We start from the raw sequence: 19325 nt of genomic DNA on the forward strand, positions 1-19325 counted from the left end.
ATCCAGTTAACTTGTCAGCACCGATCAGCGGGCTCTTTTTATGGACTGAATCCATTCGCTGATATCGTGATTTGAATCCCTGATACGGTCGATTTATTCCCTGCTCGGCCGTTTTATTTTCCCTGTTAATTTGTAAGGGAAATGAGCTGCCGCACTATCAAAAGCCCCGCTACAGCGGGGTTTTGTCGGTTTGGTGCCAGGCTTCCGCTATCAAAACACAGGCGATATTCCCTGTTATTCCCTGTAAACAGGCAAAGGGCGCGCCAAACTCTAGCGCCGCTGCGCAAACGGAGACGGGCGGGAGAATGAGGGGCATAACTGCGCCATCAGCCATCTCTGGAGACGGCAAATAGCCCAGGTGGGCTGCGCAAGTTGCGGTAATGTCGGGGGTATTTGCGGGCGACCCGCATAGCCCGCTTTAGCGGGTGAATAGATGGCGGGAAGATATGGATTCGAAGCTGAGATATAGTTTTGGCTGCAAGCCACGGAAATGTCGCGGCTTAAAGTATCCAAAATCTACCTTAGAGATTTTGATAAAGTATATAGCCAGTTTTATTGGAATTATTCATAACTTACTCAGTCTCTGATGTAGATTTTAAGTAAACATGACTAGTGTGTGCTTATTTATGCTTATTAGTTGTTGTTGAATAGATGGCGGGAAGATATGGATTCGAAGCTGAGATATAGTTTTGGCTGCAAGCCGCGGAAATGTCGCAGCTTAAAGTATCCAAAATCTACCTTAGAGATTTTGATAAAGTATATATCCAGTTTAATTGGAAATATTCATAACTTACTCAGTCTCTGATGTAGATTTTAAGTAAACATGACTAGTATGTGCTTATTTATACTTACTAGTTGTTGTTGAATAGATGGCGGAAGCGGTGGGATTCGAACCCACGGTAGGCTCTCACCTACGCTGGTTTTCAAGACCAGTGCCTTAAACCACTCGGCCACACTTCCGTTTGCGGGATGCCGCGAGCATGAAGCAGGCGACGAGGCCTGAATCAGCGATGGGGTGGTGAATAGCCGCATTTGGTGGGCGGAAGAAAGCGCAAAATGACTAAGATGCGTTAACCAAACCGGAAGTGTCGTCTGGTCATAGTGGCGATATGACAGTGGCCGTTTGTACCCCCCGACAACTGCTGATGGCCCGCGATGGCGGGCGTCGGTTTGTGCGCGCCTTGATGGTCACGGCGGGCTTGCTGACGTTAACGGCTTGCGCCAGTTCCGGGGGCAAGGGCGGGCCGCTGGTGGATATTCCGACGGTTAATGATCCGGCACCGTTCGTTTCGGGGACGATGCGCCCCTATACAATCAGAGGGCGCACCTATCGTCCGGTGGAACAGCCGAACTATGACGAGACGGGGATGGCGTCCTGGTATGGTCAGTATCATCACGGCAAGTCTACTTCGACCGGTGAGCGGTTTGACATGAATGCCCTGACGGCGGCGCACAAAACCTTGCCGCTGCCCAGCATGGTCGAGGTCACCAACCCCGCCAATGGACGACGCGTGTTGCTGCGGGTGAATGACCGTGGGCCGTTCGTGGACAATCGCATCATTGACCTGTCGCGTGGCGCGGCAGAGGCATTGGGCCTGTTGCAACAGGGTGTGGGCGAGGTGAGGGTGCGCTATGCCGGACGGGCACCACGATCCGGTGGCGGCGCGCGCTTGGCCGATGTGGGCACGCGTGGTGCGAGCCAACCTGCGGCATCGGTTCCTGTGGCACCCGCGCCGCGCTCTTCGACCGAGCGTCCATATAATGAGGTGGTGAGGCAGCCTCCGGCGCAATCCGCGCCGTCTCGCCCCAGAACCCAGAGCCCGCGCCGAGGCTATGAGGGCGTGCCGACGGTGCGCAATGTGCCGATCCCTGAACAGCCGCTGCCGCCGGTCATGCCGTCGCGTGATCCACTGCCCGCACCGGTGGTGCCTGCGCCGATTCCGGCACCCGTGCCGGTTCCAGTACCGACCCCGACACCCGCGCCCTATGCCCCGCCGGTTCAAGAGCCGGTTTCGCCTTATGCAACGCCGGTGCAACCGTTACCGCCGCCTGTACCCGCACCTTCGCCCCAGACCGCGCCAGTATCTCCCTATGCGCCGCCGGTAGCTCAGCCACAGTCGCAGCCCGTCTATCCGCCTGCGACAGTGCCGGCGCCGACATATCCGGGGACACCGGAGGGCTATCGCGTGCAGGTCAGCGTGTTCGAGCAGCCCGCCTTTGCCAATGCCGTGGCGCGCCAACTGGGCGGCGGGGCAACTGTGGAAAGTTTCGAGCGAAACGGACGCACGCTTTACCGCGTTGTGGTCGGCCCCTGGCCCGATCATGCGGCAGCTGAACGCTCGCGTCAGGCCATTATCGCACGAGGTTTTGGCGACGCCCTGTTGATAGCCGATTAAGCGGGGGTGACTTCCTTTGCGGGCGCCGCCATTGTGCGCCCGTGCGAGGCAGATTTATTACATTCGAGGGCGGCGAGGGTGCCGGTAAGACCACACAGGCGCGCCTGTTGGCAGAGCGCCTGCGTGCGCAAGGCATCGACGTCGTCCAGACCAGAGAGCCGGGCGGATCGCCGGGTGCCGAGGAAATCCGCGCCATTGCGGTGTCGGGTGATGCAGAGCGGTGGTCGGCGCGTACCGAAACCCTGCTGATGTACGCCTCGCGTTCGGACCACCTTGAACGCAAAATCCTGCCTGCGCTGGAAGAGGGCAAATGGGTGGTCTGTGACCGCTTTGCCGATTCGAGCCGTGCCTATCAGGGGGCGGGCGGCGGTGCGCCGGACAGCCTGATCGAGGCGCTGGACGAACACGTTGTCGGCGACAACCAGCCCAATTTGACCGTTGTGTTCGATATTCCGGTGGAGGTGGGGCTAGAGCGCGCCTTTGGCCGTGGCCTGTTTGAAACGCGCTTTGAATCCAAGGGGCTGGAGTTCCATCAAAAGCTCCGCGAGGGCTTCCTTGAGGTTGCGGTTCGCCATCCGGAACGCTGTGTGGTTCTGGACGCCACGGGCGAGGTAGAAGAGGTTGCCGAGCGGTTGTGGGCCGTGGTGGAGGAGCGGCTGCTTTGAGCGAGCATCCGCGCGACCGTTACGACCTCATTCCCGATTTAAAGGCGGAAGACGCCTTTCTGGACGCCCTGCAACGCGGACGTCTTCACCACGCCTGGCTCCTGTGCGGGGTCGAGGGTGCGGGCAAGGCGACCTTTGCCTATCGCGCGGCGCGGCGTCTGCTGGGCGCGGCACCGGACACATCGCGCGGACCTCTTGGGGCGTCGCCTCATGATCCGGTCAGCCGACTGGTAGCGGCACAGGCGCATCCTGATTTGCTGGTGCTGGAACGCATTGTCGAAGGCGGCAAAACCAAGAAAGCCATTTCGGTCGATCAGGCGCGCCAGCTGCCGGAGTTCTTCTCCAAGAGCCCGTCGCAGGCCAAGCACCGCGTGGCCATTATTGATGCGGCTGATGATCTAAACGTCAATTCTGCCAATGCCTTGCTGAAGATTCTTGAGGAACCACCTGAAAGCGGCGTGCTGTTTTTGGTCACGCATGCGCCGGGTCGCCTGCTGCCGACGATCCGTTCGCGTTGCCGCCGCCTCAGCTTTCCCGTGTGGACCGAGGCGCGTCTGGCTGAACTAGTCCAGCAGAAGACCCATGTGTCGTGGGATGATGCCGAAAACGCGGCCAGCATGGCCGGTGGCTCACCCGGTGCAGCGTTGAGCCTTGCGTCCGGTCCTCTGTTTGAAATGGACCAACTGGCTCGCATTATCGTCGAGGCGGGTGGTCTGGATCGCAAGGAGGAGCTCGATCTGGCGGGTAGTTTCCGTGGTGCCGAAGGCGCGGTGCGCTTCGAGGCGCTGATGGATCGTCTGATCGCGACAGTAAAGCGCCGCGCGGCAGAAAGCGGAGGACGCGAAGGCGCGCACTGGGCCGATCTGTGGGGACGCCTGTCGGAATTGCCGGAACGAGCCGCCGGACTAAATATGGATAAGGGCGATGTGCTGCTGGGTGCACTGGCAGACATCGCGCGGACGAAAGCTTTGTACTGAACCATGCTGATCGACAGCCACGTCAATCTTCACGCCCCCCAGTTTGACGAAGACCGCGACGAGGTCATCGCGCGTGCCCGCGAGGCCGGCGTGCAGATGATGGTCGAAATCTCCGACAAGCTTTCGACGTTCGAGGCGACCCACGCCATCGCCATGGGCAATCCGGACATCTGGTGCACGGTGGGTGTCCACCCGCACGAGGCCAAGGATTACGACGACCTCACCGCTGACACCCTCATCGAACTGGCCCAGCGCGACCGCGTGGTCGGCATTGGGGAGTGCGGTCTGGATTTCCACTATGACCTTAGTCCGCGCGAGGTCCAGGCCAAGGTGTTTCGCCAGCACATCATTGCCGCGCGCGAAACCGGCCTGCCGCTGATCGTGCACACGCGCGAGGCCGATGAGGTCTGCGCCCAGATCCTGAAAGAAGAAATGGCCGTTGGGCCGTTCAAATTTCTGATGCACTGCTACACCAGCGGTCAGGATCTGGCTGATCTGGCGCATGAACTGGGGGCGTGGTTCTCGGTTTCCGGCATTGCCACGTTCAAGGCCGCCGAGGACGTGCGCGAGGTGATCCGCACCATGCCTAATGAGCGCATCATCGTCGAAACCGACTGTCCGTATCTGGCACCGATCCCATATCGCGGGCGTCGTAATGAACCGGCCTTTATCAGCCACGTTCTGTCAAAACTGGCCGAAATCCGAGGCTGGTCGCCGCAGGAGGCGGATCAGCTGACGACCGACGCCTTCTTTGGACTGTTCCATACCATCCCGAGGCCCTGATGAGCCAAGCTGCCGAACTGGAAGTCGTCATACTGGGTTCGGGATCGTCGGGCGGCGTGCCGCGCGGCGATGGCAATTGGGGCGTGTGTGATCCGGCCAATCCGCGCAATCTGCGCACGCGCTGTTCGGCGCTGTTTCGTCGCGTCGGTGCGGATGGCGTTACCAATGTGGTGGTCGATACCTCGCCGGAGTTTCGTCAGCAGATGGTGATGGCGGGCGTGCGCCATCTGGATGCGGTGCTCTATACCCACGACCACGCCGACCAGACCCACGGCATCGACGATATCCGCGTCTTCTTCATTCAGGGTCGCCGTCGCATTCCGGTGTGGCTGGATCAGGCGACGCATGACTCGCTGATGGCGCGTTTTGGCTATGTATTCGAGGCGCAAAACAACTATCCGGCCATTGCCGAGGCGCATCTGATCCCGCCGCATGGGACTCACTGGGAGGTGTCGGGCGAGGGCGGGCCTATTCCGGTCGTCACGTTCGATCAGGCGCACGGCTACATCCGCTCGGTCGGTTATCGCATGGGCGGCAAGGACGGACAGGGCGGCGTGGTGTATTCGCCGGACGTATCCGATCTTGACGAGGCGGCTATAGAGGCCGTGCGCGAGGCCGATCTGTGGATCGTGGATGCCCTGCGCTATCACCCGCACCCCACCCATGCACACGTCGACAAGGCGCTGGACTGGATCGCACAGTCGGGCGTGAAGCGGGCCGTGCTGACCAATCTTCATATCGATCTGGACTATGAAGACCTGTCATCGCGCCTGCCAGCGAATGTCGAGGTCGGCTTTGATGGTTGGTCGGCGCGTTTCCCGCTTTAGTAGGGATACAACTTAGGTTTCCGAAGCGGGCGGCCGACTTTACCCCTTTGATGCAAAATGCGACCCCAATGGCACCCGCGATTCCTCCAGAAAGCCCGCGGGATCAGGGAGAACGCAATGACGGGTTTTGTCGCGAGCCTTAAGGCCGAGCACCAGCAATCTTGGCGCGCCAGCATCGAGCACCGTTTCGTCGACGAACTGTTGGCAGGCACGGTCTCGGATCAGGTGATGGGCCGCTATCTGGTTCAGGACCATCGTTTTGTGGATGCCTTCATCATCCTGATCGGCGCGGCGGTGGCGTCTGCGGATCAGCTGGAAAGCCGCCTGCGTCTGGGCCGCTTCCTCGGCATGGTGTGCAGCGACGAGAACGACTATTTCCTGCGTTCATTTGCGGCTCTGGGCATTGGCGAAGAGCGCCATGATATCCCCGACACTGCCCCCACCGCGGGATTCAAAGCCTTGATGAAAGAAGCCGCGGCCACGCGTTCCTATGCCGCCATCATGGCCGTGCTGAACGTGGCCGAGGGGCTTTATCTGGACTGGGCGCAGCGTCTGGATGGCCCGCTGCCGGAAAACTTCATTCACGCCGAATGGATTACGCTGCACGACAATCCCTTCTTTGTGGATTTCGTGACCTTCCTTCAGGGAGAGCTGGATCGCGTGGGGCCTGCTGACGAAGCCCTGGCCCGCGATTTCTTCGCGCGGGCTGTCGAGCTGGAGCTGGCCTTTTTTGACTCGGTCTATGAGGGGGAAGCGTAATGGATTTCTTCGACCGTCTGAAAGACGCGGCGCACGACGAATGGCAGTCCTATGTCGATCATGAGTTCGTGCGCGGCATGGGCGACGGCACCCTGCCGGTCGAGGCGTTCAAAGCCTATCTGGTGCAGGACTATCTGTTCCTGATCCACTTTAGCCGGGCTTGGGCGCTGGCGGCCTATAAGGGCCGTACGCTGGAGGATATCCGCGCGGCCCAGCAAACGATGCAGGGCATTCTCAGCGAAATGGAGCTGCATTTGCGGCTCTGCGAGCGCTGGGGTTTGTCTGCTGCCGATGTCGAGGCCACCGAGGAACACCACTCCAACGTCGCCTATACGCGCTATGTCATCGATTGCGGCCTACAGGGAGATTTGCTGGACCTTCACGTCGCCCTGGCTCCGTGCGTGATTGGCTATGCCGAGATCGGCCAGGCCTTGGCACCTGTTGATCCGACCGCGATGCACAACCACCCTTATAAGGACTGGATCGCCGAATATGCGGGCGAGGGGTATCAGGGCGTCGCCGCTGCGGCCCGTGCCAACCTCGACCGGCTGGCGTCGCGCGGTGTGTCGGAAGAGCGGTTCAAAGAGCTGACCAAAATCTTCGCCATGGCCTCCAAGCTGGAAGCCAACTTCTGGCAGATGGGTCTCGATTTGGGCCGCGATGCCGAGACGGAATAATGGAAAGGGCGGGGTGATAATCCCGCCCTTTTGTCATTTCACTTTGTTGATCAGAGCCATGGCTGCCGCCGGATTGCGCACCTTTGCGCCGGAGATGAAATAGGCGAATACGTCACCGCCCCTGGCCCATTCGCGGGTTTTGTCGGCGATAGTATCCAATTCGTCGCTGGTCAGGCCGATGGGTTCGTCGGCGCGGCTGGACATCAGGCGGGCATAGGTGAAGTCGGCAGTACGCTCATCAATCTCGGGCCAAGTGGGCTCTTCATCATCGACGGCATATACGATGGCGGCGTTGTATTTGCGCGCGAGGTCATAGAACTCTTCGCAGGCAAAGGTGGGGTTCCGCACCTCAAGCGCGTGGCGCAGTTGCACGCCGTCCTTTTCCTTGGGCAGCAGTTTCAGAAAGCCCTCGAAATCGACAGGGTCGAACTTCTTCGTGCCCATAAACTGCCAGTTGATGGGCCCCAGTTTGTCGCCTAGCACCGTCAGGCCCTGCGACAGAAACTTCTCGAAGCTTTCACCGCCTTCGGACAGCACCTTACGGTTGGTGCAGTAGCGGCTGGCCTTCACCGCAAAGACGAAGTCCTTGGGCGTTTCATCGCGCCATTTGGTCCAGCTGTCCGGCTTGAACGTGGAATAATAGGTGCCATTGATCTCGATGCTGGTCAGCTTCGATGCGGCATATTCCAGCTCTCGGCGCTGGACCAAGCCGTCCGGATAGAAGGTGCCGCGCCACGGCTCAAAGGTCCAACCGCCGATGCCGATGTGGGTTTTGCCAGACATGAAGCCTCCGCCAACTTAAGGGTGCCCCTCTGTCTAATCCCTCGTGGCGAGGGTTACGAGAGAGGATATCGCGCGTAAACGGCTCCGCTTTGTTAGATCGGAATGATGGGATAGCCTCGATCGGTCGGGTAGAAAGCGAGACGAGAAATGAAACGCTATTCTGTGCCCGCTGCCGTTTGTCTTGTGTCGATCGTCTGTGCTTGCCCAAGACATTTGGTTTGACGCCGGACGACAGGCCCAGATCATGAGCAATGGTCAATTACTGCAGCAGCAGACGGCCCCTGATCAGGATCGTTCTCCTAGAACGCGCGCGCGAGCGAATGATCGGTCATCCGGTGATAGGGAGGGCGCTCCAAATCCGATGCATTGTATAAGCCAGTCAGAGCGCGACACGCTGCGCCGCGAATATGAACGTCGGATGCGGGCGGATGGTCGCGCCAGCGCGGACGTATGGTTGCGACAGACGGCTAGCGAAATGGGACAACGAGCTGGACCCACCTATTCCGAGGATGGAAGTTGCTAGGCGTCTGGGCTGAATACGAAAAAAGCGCCGCAGATGCGGCGCTTTTTGCTTCCGATGAGGAGTGGCTCCGCGGGTAGGATTCGAACCTACGACCAGCCGATTAACAGTCGGCTGCTCTACCACTGAGCTACCGCGGACCGTTGCCTCTCGGTGAGGTGCGTATAGCAGCCCCGTTTTGATTCCTGCAAGCTAAGACTTGATCTAAAAGAGAAAAATCTGCGTTGCGGGAAGCGGGGAGGTCGATACGAAAAATGCGCCACAGGGGCGCATTTCGTAACACCACTCGGGGGCTGGCTCCGCGGGTAGGATTCGAACCTACGACCAGCCGATTAACAGTCGGCTGCTCTACCACTGAGCTACCGCGGAACACTGCCCCGAGGGAGAGGGGCGTATAGCAGCGAGTTTTTGATTCATGCAACTGCTAAATCGCGCAAAAGCGTCAGAAATTTCACGGGGCCTTTTCAGGGTGGTTTGAGGTAAGGCTTTGACCATGACGCCTATCCTCGTGACCGACCCGCTGGATCCCCGCATTCAGGCCTATTCGCAGGTAAAGGAACGCGACCTGACGGGCCGAGAGGGGCTGTTTATCGCCGAGGGGGAGGTAGTCCTGCGTGTCTTGGCGTCCGACGCCTCCCTTTGCCGGCCGGTGTCGGTACTGATTGCCGAAAAGCGCTGGGAGACTTTGCTACCCGTGTTGGAAGCCTTGGGCGATGTGCCGGTCTATACGGCGTCGCAGGACGTTCTGGACACCATCGCCGGATTTCATCTGCATCGCGGCATACTGGCCTTGGGACGCAAACCGGAGGCCATCGGCCTGTCTAGCATGCTGGATGCGGTCGAGGCTTCGGTGGCCAAGGTCCTGGTCGCGGCCAGCGGCATTGGTAACCACGACAATATGGCGGAATCTTCCGCAATGCGGCGGCATTCGGGGCACGAGCGGTGCTGATGGATTCGGGCTGCTGCGATCCTTTTTACCGTAAGGCGATCCGCGTGTCGGTCGGAGCGGTGCTGCGCACGCCGATGGTGACGGGCGTGTCGGCCACTGAAATGGTGGAGGCGTTGCAGGCGCGGGGATGGGAAGTGTTGGCGTTGACGCCATCGGCCACGACTCAGTTGAGCGACTTCAAGCCATCTGGCCGCACGGTGATTCTGCTGGGCACCGAGGGGCCGGGCCTGCCGCGCCCCATCATCGACCGCTGCACGCCCGTGGGAATCAGAATGGCGGGCGGGTTCGATTCGTTGAATGTCGCAGCCACCAGCGCTGTCGCGCTTCATCATCTCGCGACATCTTGAGCGCAGATCGCGGTTATGCCGCATTGCTTCAGGATGGGATCAACGATTGAGTGGGCTCGCACATAGGGAGCGAGAGCATGATGGATAAGTCGCTGAAGATCGTGCTGGGGCTAGGCGCTGCGGCCCTGACGGCCAGCTTATTGCTGCTGGTTGCAGCCCCATTCCTTATGCACTGGGCCGCACAATCCTAGCCAAACAGGCAAAAGAAAACCCCGCCGAAGCGGGGTTCCTTGGTGTTCTCTGCGATGGAGGCCTGACCGGGAATCGAACCCGGGTGCAAGGATTTGCAGTCCTCTGCGTCACCACTCCGCCATCAGGCCGTGCCCCGTTTGGGGGCGTCGCCATCGCGAGGAGCCGTGAAGTAGCCGATTAGTTTGCGGTTCGCAACGTAGAGTCTTATAAGCGCGACAGATTTTTTTTGCCTTAGTCGCCTTCAAGGACACCGGAACATGGATTTCGCCGCTGCACGCAAGGTCATGGTGGACTCGCAAGTCCGCGTGAACGATGTGACGGATCGTGAACTGCACGCTGCGCTGGGCGCAGTCGAACGTGAGCGTTTCTGTGCGCCGGACCGCGCCCACGCTGCCTATGCTGACGTTATGCCGGAAGTGACCGCGCAACGTCGCCTGATGCTGCCTCGTGATCTGGGCAAACTGCTGCAAGGTACCGACGCACGCGCCGGTGAAAAGGCTCTGGTCATCGTTGGCCCGTACGCCGCGGCGGTGCTAGCCAAGATGGGTCTGGACGTGACCTTGCAAGATTCGGACGCCGAGGTGTTCGCTGTCACGGGTGAAGCACTCGCTGACTATGGCGTGAAAACGGTCGAAGCGCCGCTGAACGCGCCGTCGGGCTCGGGCTATGACGTGATCGTGTCTGAAGCGGCTGTGCCGGTCCGTCAGGACGCATGGATCGAAGCTCTGGCGGATAATGGCCGTCTGGTTGTTGTCGAGCGCAGCGGACCCATCGGGAAAGCCGTCCTGTACGTAAAGAGCAGCGAAGGCGTTTCGCGCCGCGAATTGTTTGACGGCTCGCCCGTGATTCTGGACGAACTGAAGCCCCAACCGGCCTTCGCGCTTTAAATAAAGCGCGTTAGGTCTAGGGGAGGGCGACGGATCGCTCCTGCGCCTGCGTGAAAAAATCTTAACTGGTGTCGGTCTGGCGTTGCCGTAAACCGTGCCAAGGACAGACATTGAGGTACGGCGTGTCACTTACGGACGCGCCAGCAGGGACAGGTTATGGTGAAACGCACGCGCGTCTTGGCTTCGGTAGCAGTTTTGGCTCTGATGACCGGCGGCCTTTCGGCTCCGGCAATGGCAGAGTCACTCCGCGATGCAGTGGGCTTGGCCTATCGCACCAACCCTAATCTGTTGGCCCAGCGGGCCAACCAGCGTGCCCTCGACGAATCGACCGTTCAGGCGCGCGCTGGGCTGCGCCCTTCTGTCGATGCCACGCTGGGTGTCACCTATAATGAAACCCGCACCGACCGCGTCACGGTGACCTCGCCTGCGACGGCGATCCCGATCGACCTTGACGGCGATGGTGTGCCGGACGCGACGGGCACAATCCCGGGGACATCGCAAACCACGGGCGGCCGTGTCAGCACCGACGGTGCGACAGCGTCGGTCGGTCTGAATCAGACCCTGTGGAGCGGCGGGCGCATCCGCAGCGCGATCTCGGTGGCCGAGGCCAATATTCTGGCCGGTCGCGAAGATCTTCGTCGCGTTGAACAGCAAGTCATGCTGGGCGTGATTCAGGCCTACGCCGATGTGCTCCGCGACATGGAAATCCTGCGCGTCCGTCAGGAGAACCTGCAGGTGCTGCGTCGCCAGCTGGAAGAATCAAACGCCCGCTTCGAAGTCGGCGAGATCACCCGCACCGACGTGGCCCAGTCCGAAGCCCGTCTGGCCCAGTCCGAGGCGGATCTGGCGCAGGCTCAGGCCCAGCTGTCAGTGTCTCGTGCCGCCTATGCTTCGGTTGTGGGTCAGGCACCGACCGATCTGGAATCCCTTCCGCCGCTGCCGGGCGTGCCCAATGATTTTGACGCCGCGCTTGACGTGGCGCTGATTGAAAACCCTCAGGTGCTGGCCGCTCAATATTCTCTCGCTGCGGCCGAGGCGAACGTGGCTGCGGCTCGCGCTGAATATCGTCCGACCGTCGGCTTGCAGGCCTCCTATGGCGGCACGGCCAATGATCTGTCGGGTTTCGATCTCTCCGACCGTACGGCCTTTACCGCAGGTGCTTCGGTGCGGGTGCCGCTCTTTACGGGCGGTCTGAACCGTTCTCGCGTGGCGCAGGCTCTGGAGCGCGCCAATGCCGCGCAGATCCTGGTTGAAGGCGAGCGCCGCACGGTTCTTCAGACCCTTAGCTCGGCCTATGCTCAGGCCGCGTCGGCGCGTTCGTCGCTGTTGGCAGGCGAGCAGGCTGTACGTGCCGCCTCGGTGGCCGCCGAGGGCGTGCGTCAGGAAGCACAGGTCGGCCTACGTACCACTTTGGACGTCCTGAACCAGGAATTGGAACTGCGTAGCGCGCAGGTGACCTTGGCGTCGGCCCGTCGCAATCAATATGTCGCCGAAGCCCAGCTGCTGGCGGCCATGGGGCGTCTGTCGGGCCCGCAACTGGACCCGCAGCTGGAAGCCTATGATGCCAGCGAAAACTATCGCGCTGTCCGTAACCGTGGCGCTCTGCCGTGGGATGGTGTGATTGAGGCACTGGACCACATCGGCGCGCCGCTTGTGGCTCCGGCTACAGATTTGCCGGACGCACCGATCGACGCCCGTCTCAAGAGCGACGTGGTTCGGACCGCACCCGAAAACTGAGCCGTTTTTTCGGGCATACGGCGCTCAATCCCCAGCTAGGAGAAAAAGCGTCGTTGATTCCTGTGTGCGATGATGCGACCACTTGGCCTTGTGGGTGGGCGGCAGATTCCAGTTTTCTTAAAACTTCTGGTTTCTGATGCCTGTCTGCTTATGGCTTAGGCTGATCCAAGGCTCGTTATGACTGATCCGACCGCTCAGGAACCGACAATGGAAGAGATTCTGGCGTCCATTCGCCGGATCATTTCCGAAGACGACGCGCCTGCGGAAACCGAAGCGCAGGCCGCACCCGAGGTCTTGGCCGAACCTGAACCCGCACCCGAGCCGTTTGCCGCCGAGCCGGAAGACGATGTGCTGGAACTGACCGAGACCTATGAGGCCCCGGCAGCTGAAACCATCGGCGATCTTGAGGTCGCACCGATCTATGAGCCGGAGCCCGAGCCGGTTCCGGCCCCGGCTCCTTCTGTCGCGTTTGACGATGCTCTGGTCAGCGAAGCCGCCGCCGCAGAGGCCGCCAATGCCTTCGCCGGTCTGGCCGCCGCAGGGCGTCCGTCACCCGCAGCGCCGCTGGATATGCCGTTCGACAGCGGCAACACCGTCGAGGGCATGGTTCGCGACATGCTGCGCCCCATGCTGAAATCGTGGCTGGATGCCAACCTTCCGACCATCGTCGAACGTGAAGTTCGTAAGGAAGTAGAGCGCATCGCACGCAGTGCGAGCTAGCCCTCGGCTTCGCCTGACATTAAATGAAGGGGGCGGCTCCGGCGGGGCCGCCTTTTTCTGTTGTAATTTACCCCTCAGCCCGCGACGCCGCCCATGTTGCGCGCTAGAGACAAAGACATGACCATGCTTGAGAAGACGTTCGATCCGAAGGCCGCCGAGCCCCGCCTGTATGCACAGTGGGAAGACAGCGGACTGTTTGCGCCCAAGACTGAAGGCGCTGCCGAAGCCTATTCGATCGTCATTCCGCCGCCCAACGTGACGGGCAGCCTGCACATTGGTCACGCACTGAACAACACGTTGCAGGATATTCTGGCCCGCTATCACCGTATGACGGGTAAGGCTGTGCTGTGGCTGCCGGGTACGGACCATGCGGGCATCGCGACCCAGATGGTCGTCGAGCGTAAGCTGGCCGCAGATGGACTGCCGGGCCGCCGTGAAATGGGCCGCGACGCCTTCGTCGACAAGGTGTGGGAATGGAAAGCCCAGTCGGGCGGCACCATCATCCAGCAACTGCGCCGTCTGGGCGCATCGTGCGACTGGTCGCGTGAGCGCTTTACGCTGGACGAGGGCCTGAATGAGGCCGTCCGCAAGGTGTTCGTGCAGCTCTACAAAGAGGGTTTGATCTATCGCGCCAAGCGGCTGGTGAACTGGGATCCGCACTTCCAGACCGCTATTTCGGACCTTGAGGTCGAGCAGAAGGAAGTCGACGGCGCATACTGGCACTTCGCCTATCCGCTGGCTGACGGCGTAACCTATCAGCATCCGGTTGCTTTCGATGAAGAAGGCAAGCCGACCGAGTTTGAAACCCGCGATTACATCGTGGTCGCCACCACGCGCCCTGAAACCATGCTGGGCGATACCGGCGTGGCCGTTCACCCGAAGGACGAGCGTTATGCTGGCCTCGTCGGCAAGGAAGTCGTCCTGCCGATCACCGGCCGTCGCGTGCCGATCGTGGCCGACGAATACGCTGATCCGGAAAAGGGTTCGGGCGCGGTGAAGATCACGCCGGCGCATGACTTTAACGACTTCCAGGTTGGCAAGCGTGCCGGTCTGCCGTCGCTGAACGTCATGGACTCGCTGGCGCGCATCATCGCCGATGAAGTGCCGGAAATCCCGGCTGAATACGTTGGCATGGACCGTTTCGTCGCGCGCAAGGCGATCATCGCCAAGGCCGAGGAAGACGGCTGGCTGAAAGAGATCGAAAAGACCAAGCATCAGGTCCCGCACGGCGACCGTTCGGGTGCTGTCATCGAGCCGTGGCTGACCGACCAGTGGTGGGTTGATGCCAAAACCCTGGCTCAGCCGGCGCTGAAAGCCGTTCAGGACGGCGAGACCGTTTTCGAGCCGAAGAGCTATGAGAAGGTCTATTTCGAGTGGCTGAACAACATCGAGCCGTGGTGCGTCTCGCGCCAACTATGGTGGGGGCATCAGATCCCGGCATGGTACGGTCCTGACGGCGAAATCTTCGTCGCCGAAACCGAAGAGGAAGCCCGCGCCGAAGCCGAAGCCAAACTGGGTGCCGGTGTTGAGCTGACCCGCGAGGAAGACGTGCTGGACACGTGGTTCTCTTCGGCGCTGTGGCCGTTCTCGACCATGGGCTGGCCTGAACAGACCGACGATCTGGCCCGTTTCTATCCGACCGCTGACCTCGTCACCGCTGCCGACATCATCTTCTTCTGGGTTGCCCGCATGATGATGATGGGCAAGCATTTCATGGGCGATGCGCCGTTCAAGCGCGTTATCATCAATGGCCTCGTTCGTGACGAGAAGGGCCAGAAGATGTCGAAGTCCAAGGGCAACGTCATCGACCCGCTGGAGATCGTGGACGAGCTGGGTGCCGACCCGCTGCGCTTCACCATGGCCATCCTCTCGGGCACGCGCGACATTAAGTTGTCGAAGCAACGCATTGAAGGGTATCGCAACTTCGGCACCAAGCTGTGGAATGCCGCACGCTTTAGCCAGATGAACGAATGCGCCCGTGTCGAAGGCTTCGACCCTGCCAACGTGCAGCAGACCATCAACCGCTGGATCCTTGGCGAACTGACCAAGGCCGAACGTGCCGTTTCGGAAGCCATCCTTGGTGGTCGTTTCGACGATGCGGCGGGCGCGCTGTACCGCTACATCTGGAACGTCTTCTGCGACTGGTATCTGGAACTGGCCAAGCCGGTGTTCCAAGGCTCGGACGAGGCAGCCAAGATCGAGACCCGCGCCATGACCGCGTGGGTTCTGGACGAGACGCTGAAGCTGCTGCATCCGGTTATGCCGTACATCACCGAAGAGCTGTGGGCCGAACTGGGCAAGACCGGTCCGTCGCGAGACACCCTGCTGATCGGTGCCAGCTGGCCGCAGCTACCGGACAGTTTCATTGACGCCGAAGCCGAGGCCGAGATCGGCTGGCTGGTCGATCTGATCGGTGAAATCCGTGCTCTGCGTGCCGAGATGAACGTTCCGCCGTCGGCCAAGCCGCCGCTGGCTTTCGTTGGTGCAGATGAAGCCACCAAGGTTCTGGTCGAGCGTCACCGTCCGCTGATCCTGCAATTGGCCCGCGTGTCGGAAGTGTCAATTCTGGATGCGGCCCCGTCGGGTGCTGTGACCTGCGTTTCGGGCGGTTCGACCGTGGCACTGTCGCTGGCCGACTTTATCGACCTGAGCGCCGAGAAAGCTCGCCTGAACAAGGAAATTGCCGCCTTCGACAGCGATATCGCGCACTACAACAAGAAGCTCGGTAACCCGAACTTCGTGTCGCGCGCCGCACCGGATGTGGTTGAGGACCAACGACAGAAACTGGCCGACGCTGAAGCAGGCAAGGCCAAGTTGCAGGCTGCTCTGGTGCGTCTGGAAGCCATGGCGTGAGCCGTATCCGGCTCGACCAACACCTCGTGAACCTTGGGCTGGCCGAAAGCCGGTCCAAGGCCAAGGCGGCCATCGAGGCGGGCAATGTCACCGTTGACGGCGAGGTGGCCAAAAGTGCCTCGCTAAAGGTGCTCGAAGACGCCGACATCCAATATACCGATGCCCACCGCTGGGTCGGTCGCGGCGCGCTAAAACTGGAGCGTGCCTTTGAGCTGTGGCCGCTGGACGTGGCGGGCAAGGTTGCCATGGATGTTGGCGCATCGACAGGTGGCTTCACTGAGGTCTGTCTGGATCGCGGCGCGGCCAAGGTGTTCGCCGTCGATGTGGGGCAGGGGCAGATGCACCCGCGCGTCGCCGCCGATCCGCGCGTCATCAATCTGGAAAAGACCGACGCGCGCGAGCTGACGACTGAACAGATAACCACGCCGCCCGCCTTGATCGTCTGCGATGCCAGCTTCATCAGCCTGTTGAAGGTGCTGCCCGTGCCGCTCTCTCTGGCCGCTCGAAGCGCCCAGCTGATGACCTTGGTCAAACCCCAGTTCGAGGCCGACAGTGCTGCCGCTGTGGGCAAGAAGGGCGTGGTCAAGGACCCTGCCGCCCATCAGGCGGCGGTCGACAAGGTCAGGGACTGGCTGGAGAGCATTGGCTGGTCCGTGCAAGACGTGGCTGACAGTCCGATCGTGGGCGGGGACGGCAATCGCGAGTTCCTGCTCTGGGCCAAACGCCGAGCCTAAAGTTCGAACCCATGAAAGTATGAAGGCCGCCGGATTGCTCCGGCGGCCTTCTTCACATCATCGATTAGACAGGGGGGCTGAGAATTAATCGACGATGCGATAGCGGCCGCTGCTGTCCGGACAGGTGCGCACGTGGCGAACCTCCATCCGGCCATCAGGCATGCGGATTTGGCTTTCGGCCAGACGACAACCATTGTCAGCCTGAACTGGCTGGACCGATCCGCCATAGCCGTAACCACGGTCATAGCTTTGCGGGTAGTCACCATAATAGTCGTAGCCGTCGTCGCGGCGGTAATCGCGACGGTCATAGGGATCATAGGCCGGCTCATAGCCATAGGACTGGGTGTCATAGCCCTGATAGCGAACCGGTTGCTGATAGTTGGGCTGGCAGGCAGCCGTACTGCGACCCACACCCGCACCGATAGCGGCACCCAATACGCCGCCCAGCAGGCTGCCTTCGGTGCGACGACCGCGCGAAGCGACCTGCGATCCGGCAACCGCGCCGATGGCGGCACCCAGCAGACCGGCACCGGCCTGACGCTCGCGCTGGTCACGCGCGCACGGGTCATAATAGGTGTTGTTGCTGTAGGCCGACGGATAGTCATAGCCATAGGTCTGTGCCGAGGCCGTGGTCGGCAGAACCATGGCGGCGCAGGCAGCGGCGGCCAATGCAAAGGCGGTGGGTTTGACGTTCATGCTGACAACTCCCGCGAGGGGCCGCGCTTTCAGCTCCGGCTCCGTCTCGTTGGGTTATGGCTAGCTGAACGAGTCTGAACGGATTTTGATTATGCCGTTCATCTTCGTTCATCTTTGTTTTCGACACGATCCGCGGCTATTAGCGGCGCTATGACGCAAACGCTGACCATCACCCGCATGGGACACCAAGGCGACGGGATCGCCGATTCCCCCAATGGAGCCATCTTCGTCCCCGGAGCCTTGCCCGGCGAAGTGGTGCGCGCCGAGATCAAGGATGGTCGCGTCGAGAGCTTTAAACTGGTCGAGGCCAGCCCCGACCGCCGCCCCATTTTCTCCGAAGCTTATGCCGAATGCGGCGTGGCTCCGCTGCAGCATTGGTCCGATGCACCCTATCTGGCATGGAAGCGCGATGTGGTGATCCACACCCTGTCGCGTGAAGGTCTGGAAACCGAGGTCGAAGCCACGGTGGCCACACCGCCGGCCACCCGCCGGCGTATTGCGCTGCATGCGCGCCGTGGCCCCAATGGCCGTGTGCTGCTGGGCTTCAAGGCGCGCCGCTCGTGGCGTCTGGTCGAGTTGACGGAATGTCCGGTGTCCGATCCGGCACTGGTCGCGGCATTCCCGACGCTGGCGAAGGTGGCCGATGCGTTTCTGGTGCATCCGAAATCGGCACCGACCCTGCATGCGACCCTGACCGATACGGGCATAGATGTGGATGTAACGGGCGTTGAAAAACGCTCGGGCGGGCCGAGTGCCGACCAGCTTGCCAAGGCCATCGCCGCCGCAGCCGAGGGCGATCTGGCGCGGCTCAGCCTGGATGGCGACACCTTGGTCATGGCCCGCCAGCCGCGCGTGACCTTCGGTCGGGCCTCGGTGCCGATACCGGCAGGGGGCTTCCTGCAAGCTTCGCCCGCCGCCGAGGCCGCCATGGTCGAGCGCACCGTGGCTGCGGTCATAGGCCATAAGAAGGTGGCAGACCTGTTCTGCGGCGCAGGCACCTTTACCTTCCCGCTGGCCGAAGTGGCTTCGGTAACCGCAGCCGATTCGGCGGCATCGTCGATTGCCGCGCTAAAGGCGGCCTTGCCCACGACGCAAGGGCTGAAAGGCATTGAGGCGCAGGCGCGAGACCTGTTCCGCCGCCCCTTATCGCCCTTTGACCTAAAAGGCTGTGACGCCATCGTTCTGGACCCGCCGCGTGCAGGGGCTTTGGAACAAACCCAGCAACTGCCGGGCACCAAGGCCCAAACCATCGTCGGCGTGTCGTGCAATCCGCAGACATTTGCCCGCGATGCGCGCGTGCTGGTCGATGCCGGTTTCCGACTGGAAAAGGTGACGCCGATTGACCAGTTCATCTGGTCCACCCACATCGAACTGGTCGGCGTGTTCCGTCGCTGATTTTGCCGGAAAGGCACACCATGACACAGGTGAATGACGTCGATGATCTCGACGGTGGCGGTTTCGACTTTGACGACTGGGATCGTCTGAAGCCGTTCACGGGTAGGGTGGCGACGCTGGACGATGTCCACGCCAAAACGGCCATTTTCGCTCTGGGCGATACCGAACGTCCGTATCCGCTGGATCTGGAACTGCCCCAACCTGCCATCTGGTGGGACGAAGACGGTGAAAAGCCTGTTGTCATCATTCAGGCCGAGGCCCACACCAACTCTGACGATGAAGAGATGGAGGTCTACGGCCTGATCCTGCCAGACGGCGATGGCGCGGTGGCTCTGTCCGAAGACGTTGATCTGGTGGATGCGTCCGATGCGACGTGGCGCCAGCTGGTGCAGGATTATATCGACCCGTCAGCGGCCGACGACTGAGCT

General features: G+C 61.0%; 18 protein-coding genes and 4 tRNA genes. 16 read left to right on the forward strand and 6 right to left on the reverse strand.

The window, feature by feature from the left end; translation table 11 throughout:
* Positions 1–870: 870 nt before the first annotated feature.
* Positions 871–960: transfer RNA gene (locus B3B04_RS09645), tRNA-Ser, on the reverse strand.
* Positions 961–1109: 149 nt separating this feature from the next.
* Here B3B04_RS09645 and B3B04_RS14595 point away from each other — a divergent pair.
* The 7 genes from B3B04_RS14595 (at position 1110) to tenA (ending at position 7084) form a co-directional block, all read left to right on the forward strand.
* Positions 1110–2396 carry a septal ring lytic transglycosylase RlpA family protein gene (locus tag B3B04_RS14595; RefSeq protein ID WP_313442906.1) on the forward strand — a complete coding sequence of 429 codons (1287 nt, stop codon included), beginning with the start codon at positions 1110–1112 and terminating at the stop codon, positions 2394–2396.
* A gap of 41 nt (positions 2397–2437) precedes the next feature.
* Positions 2438–3061, forward strand: a complete 624-nt coding sequence (tmk, locus tag B3B04_RS09660) for a dTMP kinase (RefSeq protein ID WP_292042331.1) — start codon at positions 2438–2440, stop codon at positions 3059–3061.
* Positions 3058–4038 (forward strand): DNA polymerase III subunit delta', encoded by a 981-nt coding sequence (locus tag B3B04_RS09665; protein WP_292042333.1) that lies wholly within the window; start codon positions 3058–3060, stop codon positions 4036–4038. Before tmk ends, B3B04_RS09665 begins: the two co-directional genes overlap by 4 nt.
* A 3-nt stretch (positions 4039–4041) precedes the next feature.
* Positions 4042–4821, forward strand: a complete 780-nt coding sequence (locus B3B04_RS09670; protein WP_292042334.1) for a TatD family hydrolase — start codon at positions 4042–4044, stop codon at positions 4819–4821.
* On the forward strand, positions 4821–5648 hold the full coding sequence (locus B3B04_RS09675; RefSeq protein ID WP_292042337.1) for an MBL fold metallo-hydrolase: 828 nt from the start codon (positions 4821–4823) through the stop codon (positions 5646–5648). The genes B3B04_RS09670 and B3B04_RS09675 overlap by 1 nt, the downstream gene beginning before the upstream one ends.
* A gap of 117 nt (positions 5649–5765) precedes the next feature.
* Positions 5766–6407, forward strand: coding sequence for a TenA family protein (locus tag B3B04_RS09680; RefSeq protein WP_292042338.1), 642 nt, complete (start codon positions 5766–5768; stop codon positions 6405–6407).
* Entirely contained in the window at positions 6407–7084 is a 678-nt protein-coding gene (tenA, locus tag B3B04_RS09685; RefSeq protein ID WP_292042340.1) for a thiaminase II, read from the forward strand. The genes B3B04_RS09680 and tenA overlap by 1 nt, the downstream gene beginning before the upstream one ends.
* A gap of 33 nt (positions 7085–7117) precedes the next feature.
* Here the strand turns inward: tenA and B3B04_RS09690 are convergent, their stop codons facing one another.
* The 3 genes from B3B04_RS09690 to B3B04_RS09700 form a co-directional block, all read right to left on the reverse strand.
* The gene (locus tag B3B04_RS09690; RefSeq protein WP_292042341.1) at positions 7118–7867 is read right to left on the reverse strand and encodes a DUF72 domain-containing protein; all 750 of its coding nucleotides are present in this window, start codon (positions 7865–7867) and stop codon (positions 7118–7120) included.
* Positions 7868–8452: 585 nt separating this feature from the next.
* Positions 8453–8527: transfer RNA gene (locus B3B04_RS09695), tRNA-Asn, on the reverse strand.
* A 154-nt stretch (positions 8528–8681) separates the two neighbouring features.
* A tRNA-Asn gene (locus B3B04_RS09700) sits at positions 8682–8756 on the reverse strand.
* A gap of 124 nt (positions 8757–8880) precedes the next feature.
* Between B3B04_RS09700 and B3B04_RS14600 the strand changes: the two genes are divergently transcribed.
* Both B3B04_RS14600 and B3B04_RS14605 read left to right on the forward strand, forming a co-directional pair.
* Positions 8881–9336, forward strand: a complete 456-nt coding sequence (locus B3B04_RS14600) for a hypothetical protein (protein WP_313442899.1) — start codon at positions 8881–8883, stop codon at positions 9334–9336.
* The gene (locus B3B04_RS14605; protein WP_313442896.1) at positions 9336–9683 is read left to right on the forward strand and encodes a TrmH family RNA methyltransferase; all 348 of its coding nucleotides are present in this window, start codon (positions 9336–9338) and stop codon (positions 9681–9683) included. Before B3B04_RS14600 ends, B3B04_RS14605 begins: the two co-directional genes overlap by 1 nt.
* 246 nt (positions 9684–9929) lie before the next feature.
* Here B3B04_RS14605 and B3B04_RS09710 read toward each other — a convergent pair.
* Positions 9930–10003 (reverse strand) — tRNA-Cys (locus B3B04_RS09710).
* Between the two features lie 129 nt (positions 10004–10132).
* On the opposite strand from B3B04_RS09710, the gene B3B04_RS09715 reads away from it, so the two are divergent.
* The 5 genes from B3B04_RS09715 to B3B04_RS09735 all read left to right on the forward strand — a co-directional run bounded on the left by B3B04_RS09715 (position 10133) and on the right by B3B04_RS09735 (position 16806).
* The gene (locus B3B04_RS09715) at positions 10133–10762 is read left to right on the forward strand and encodes a protein-L-isoaspartate O-methyltransferase family protein (RefSeq protein ID WP_292042343.1); all 630 of its coding nucleotides are present in this window, start codon (positions 10133–10135) and stop codon (positions 10760–10762) included.
* A 156-nt stretch (positions 10763–10918) separates the two neighbouring features.
* Positions 10919–12499, forward strand: a complete 1581-nt coding sequence (locus B3B04_RS09720) for a TolC family outer membrane protein (protein WP_292042346.1) — start codon at positions 10919–10921, stop codon at positions 12497–12499.
* 177 nt (positions 12500–12676) lie between these two features.
* Positions 12677–13219: a DUF2497 domain-containing protein gene (locus B3B04_RS09725; protein WP_292042349.1), complete on the forward strand. Its 543-nt coding sequence runs from the start codon at positions 12677–12679 to the stop codon at positions 13217–13219.
* Positions 13220–13342: 123 nt separating this feature from the next.
* Positions 13343–16072 carry a valine--tRNA ligase gene (locus tag B3B04_RS09730; RefSeq protein WP_292042643.1) on the forward strand — a complete coding sequence of 910 codons (2730 nt, stop codon included), beginning with the start codon at positions 13343–13345 and terminating at the stop codon, positions 16070–16072.
* Positions 16069–16806 carry a TlyA family RNA methyltransferase gene (locus B3B04_RS09735; protein ID WP_292042351.1) on the forward strand — a complete coding sequence of 246 codons (738 nt, stop codon included), beginning with the start codon at positions 16069–16071 and terminating at the stop codon, positions 16804–16806. Before B3B04_RS09730 ends, B3B04_RS09735 begins: the two co-directional genes overlap by 4 nt.
* A gap of 84 nt (positions 16807–16890) precedes the next feature.
* Here the strand turns inward: B3B04_RS09735 and B3B04_RS09740 are convergent, their stop codons facing one another.
* The gene (locus B3B04_RS09740; protein WP_292042354.1) at positions 16891–17502 is read right to left on the reverse strand and encodes a hypothetical protein; all 612 of its coding nucleotides are present in this window, start codon (positions 17500–17502) and stop codon (positions 16891–16893) included.
* 150 nt (positions 17503–17652) lie between these two features.
* On the opposite strand from B3B04_RS09740, the gene B3B04_RS09745 reads away from it, so the two are divergent.
* Positions 17653–18897: a class I SAM-dependent RNA methyltransferase gene (locus tag B3B04_RS09745; protein ID WP_292042355.1), complete on the forward strand. Its 1245-nt coding sequence runs from the start codon at positions 17653–17655 to the stop codon at positions 18895–18897.
* A gap of 20 nt (positions 18898–18917) precedes the next feature.
* On the forward strand, positions 18918–19322 hold the full coding sequence (locus B3B04_RS09750) for a hypothetical protein (protein ID WP_292042358.1): 405 nt from the start codon (positions 18918–18920) through the stop codon (positions 19320–19322).
* Positions 19323–19325 lie beyond the last annotated feature (3 nt).

Source organism: Brevundimonas sp. UBA5713, from assembly GCF_002419815.1.
Lineage (GTDB): Bacteria > Pseudomonadota > Alphaproteobacteria > Caulobacterales > Caulobacteraceae > Brevundimonas.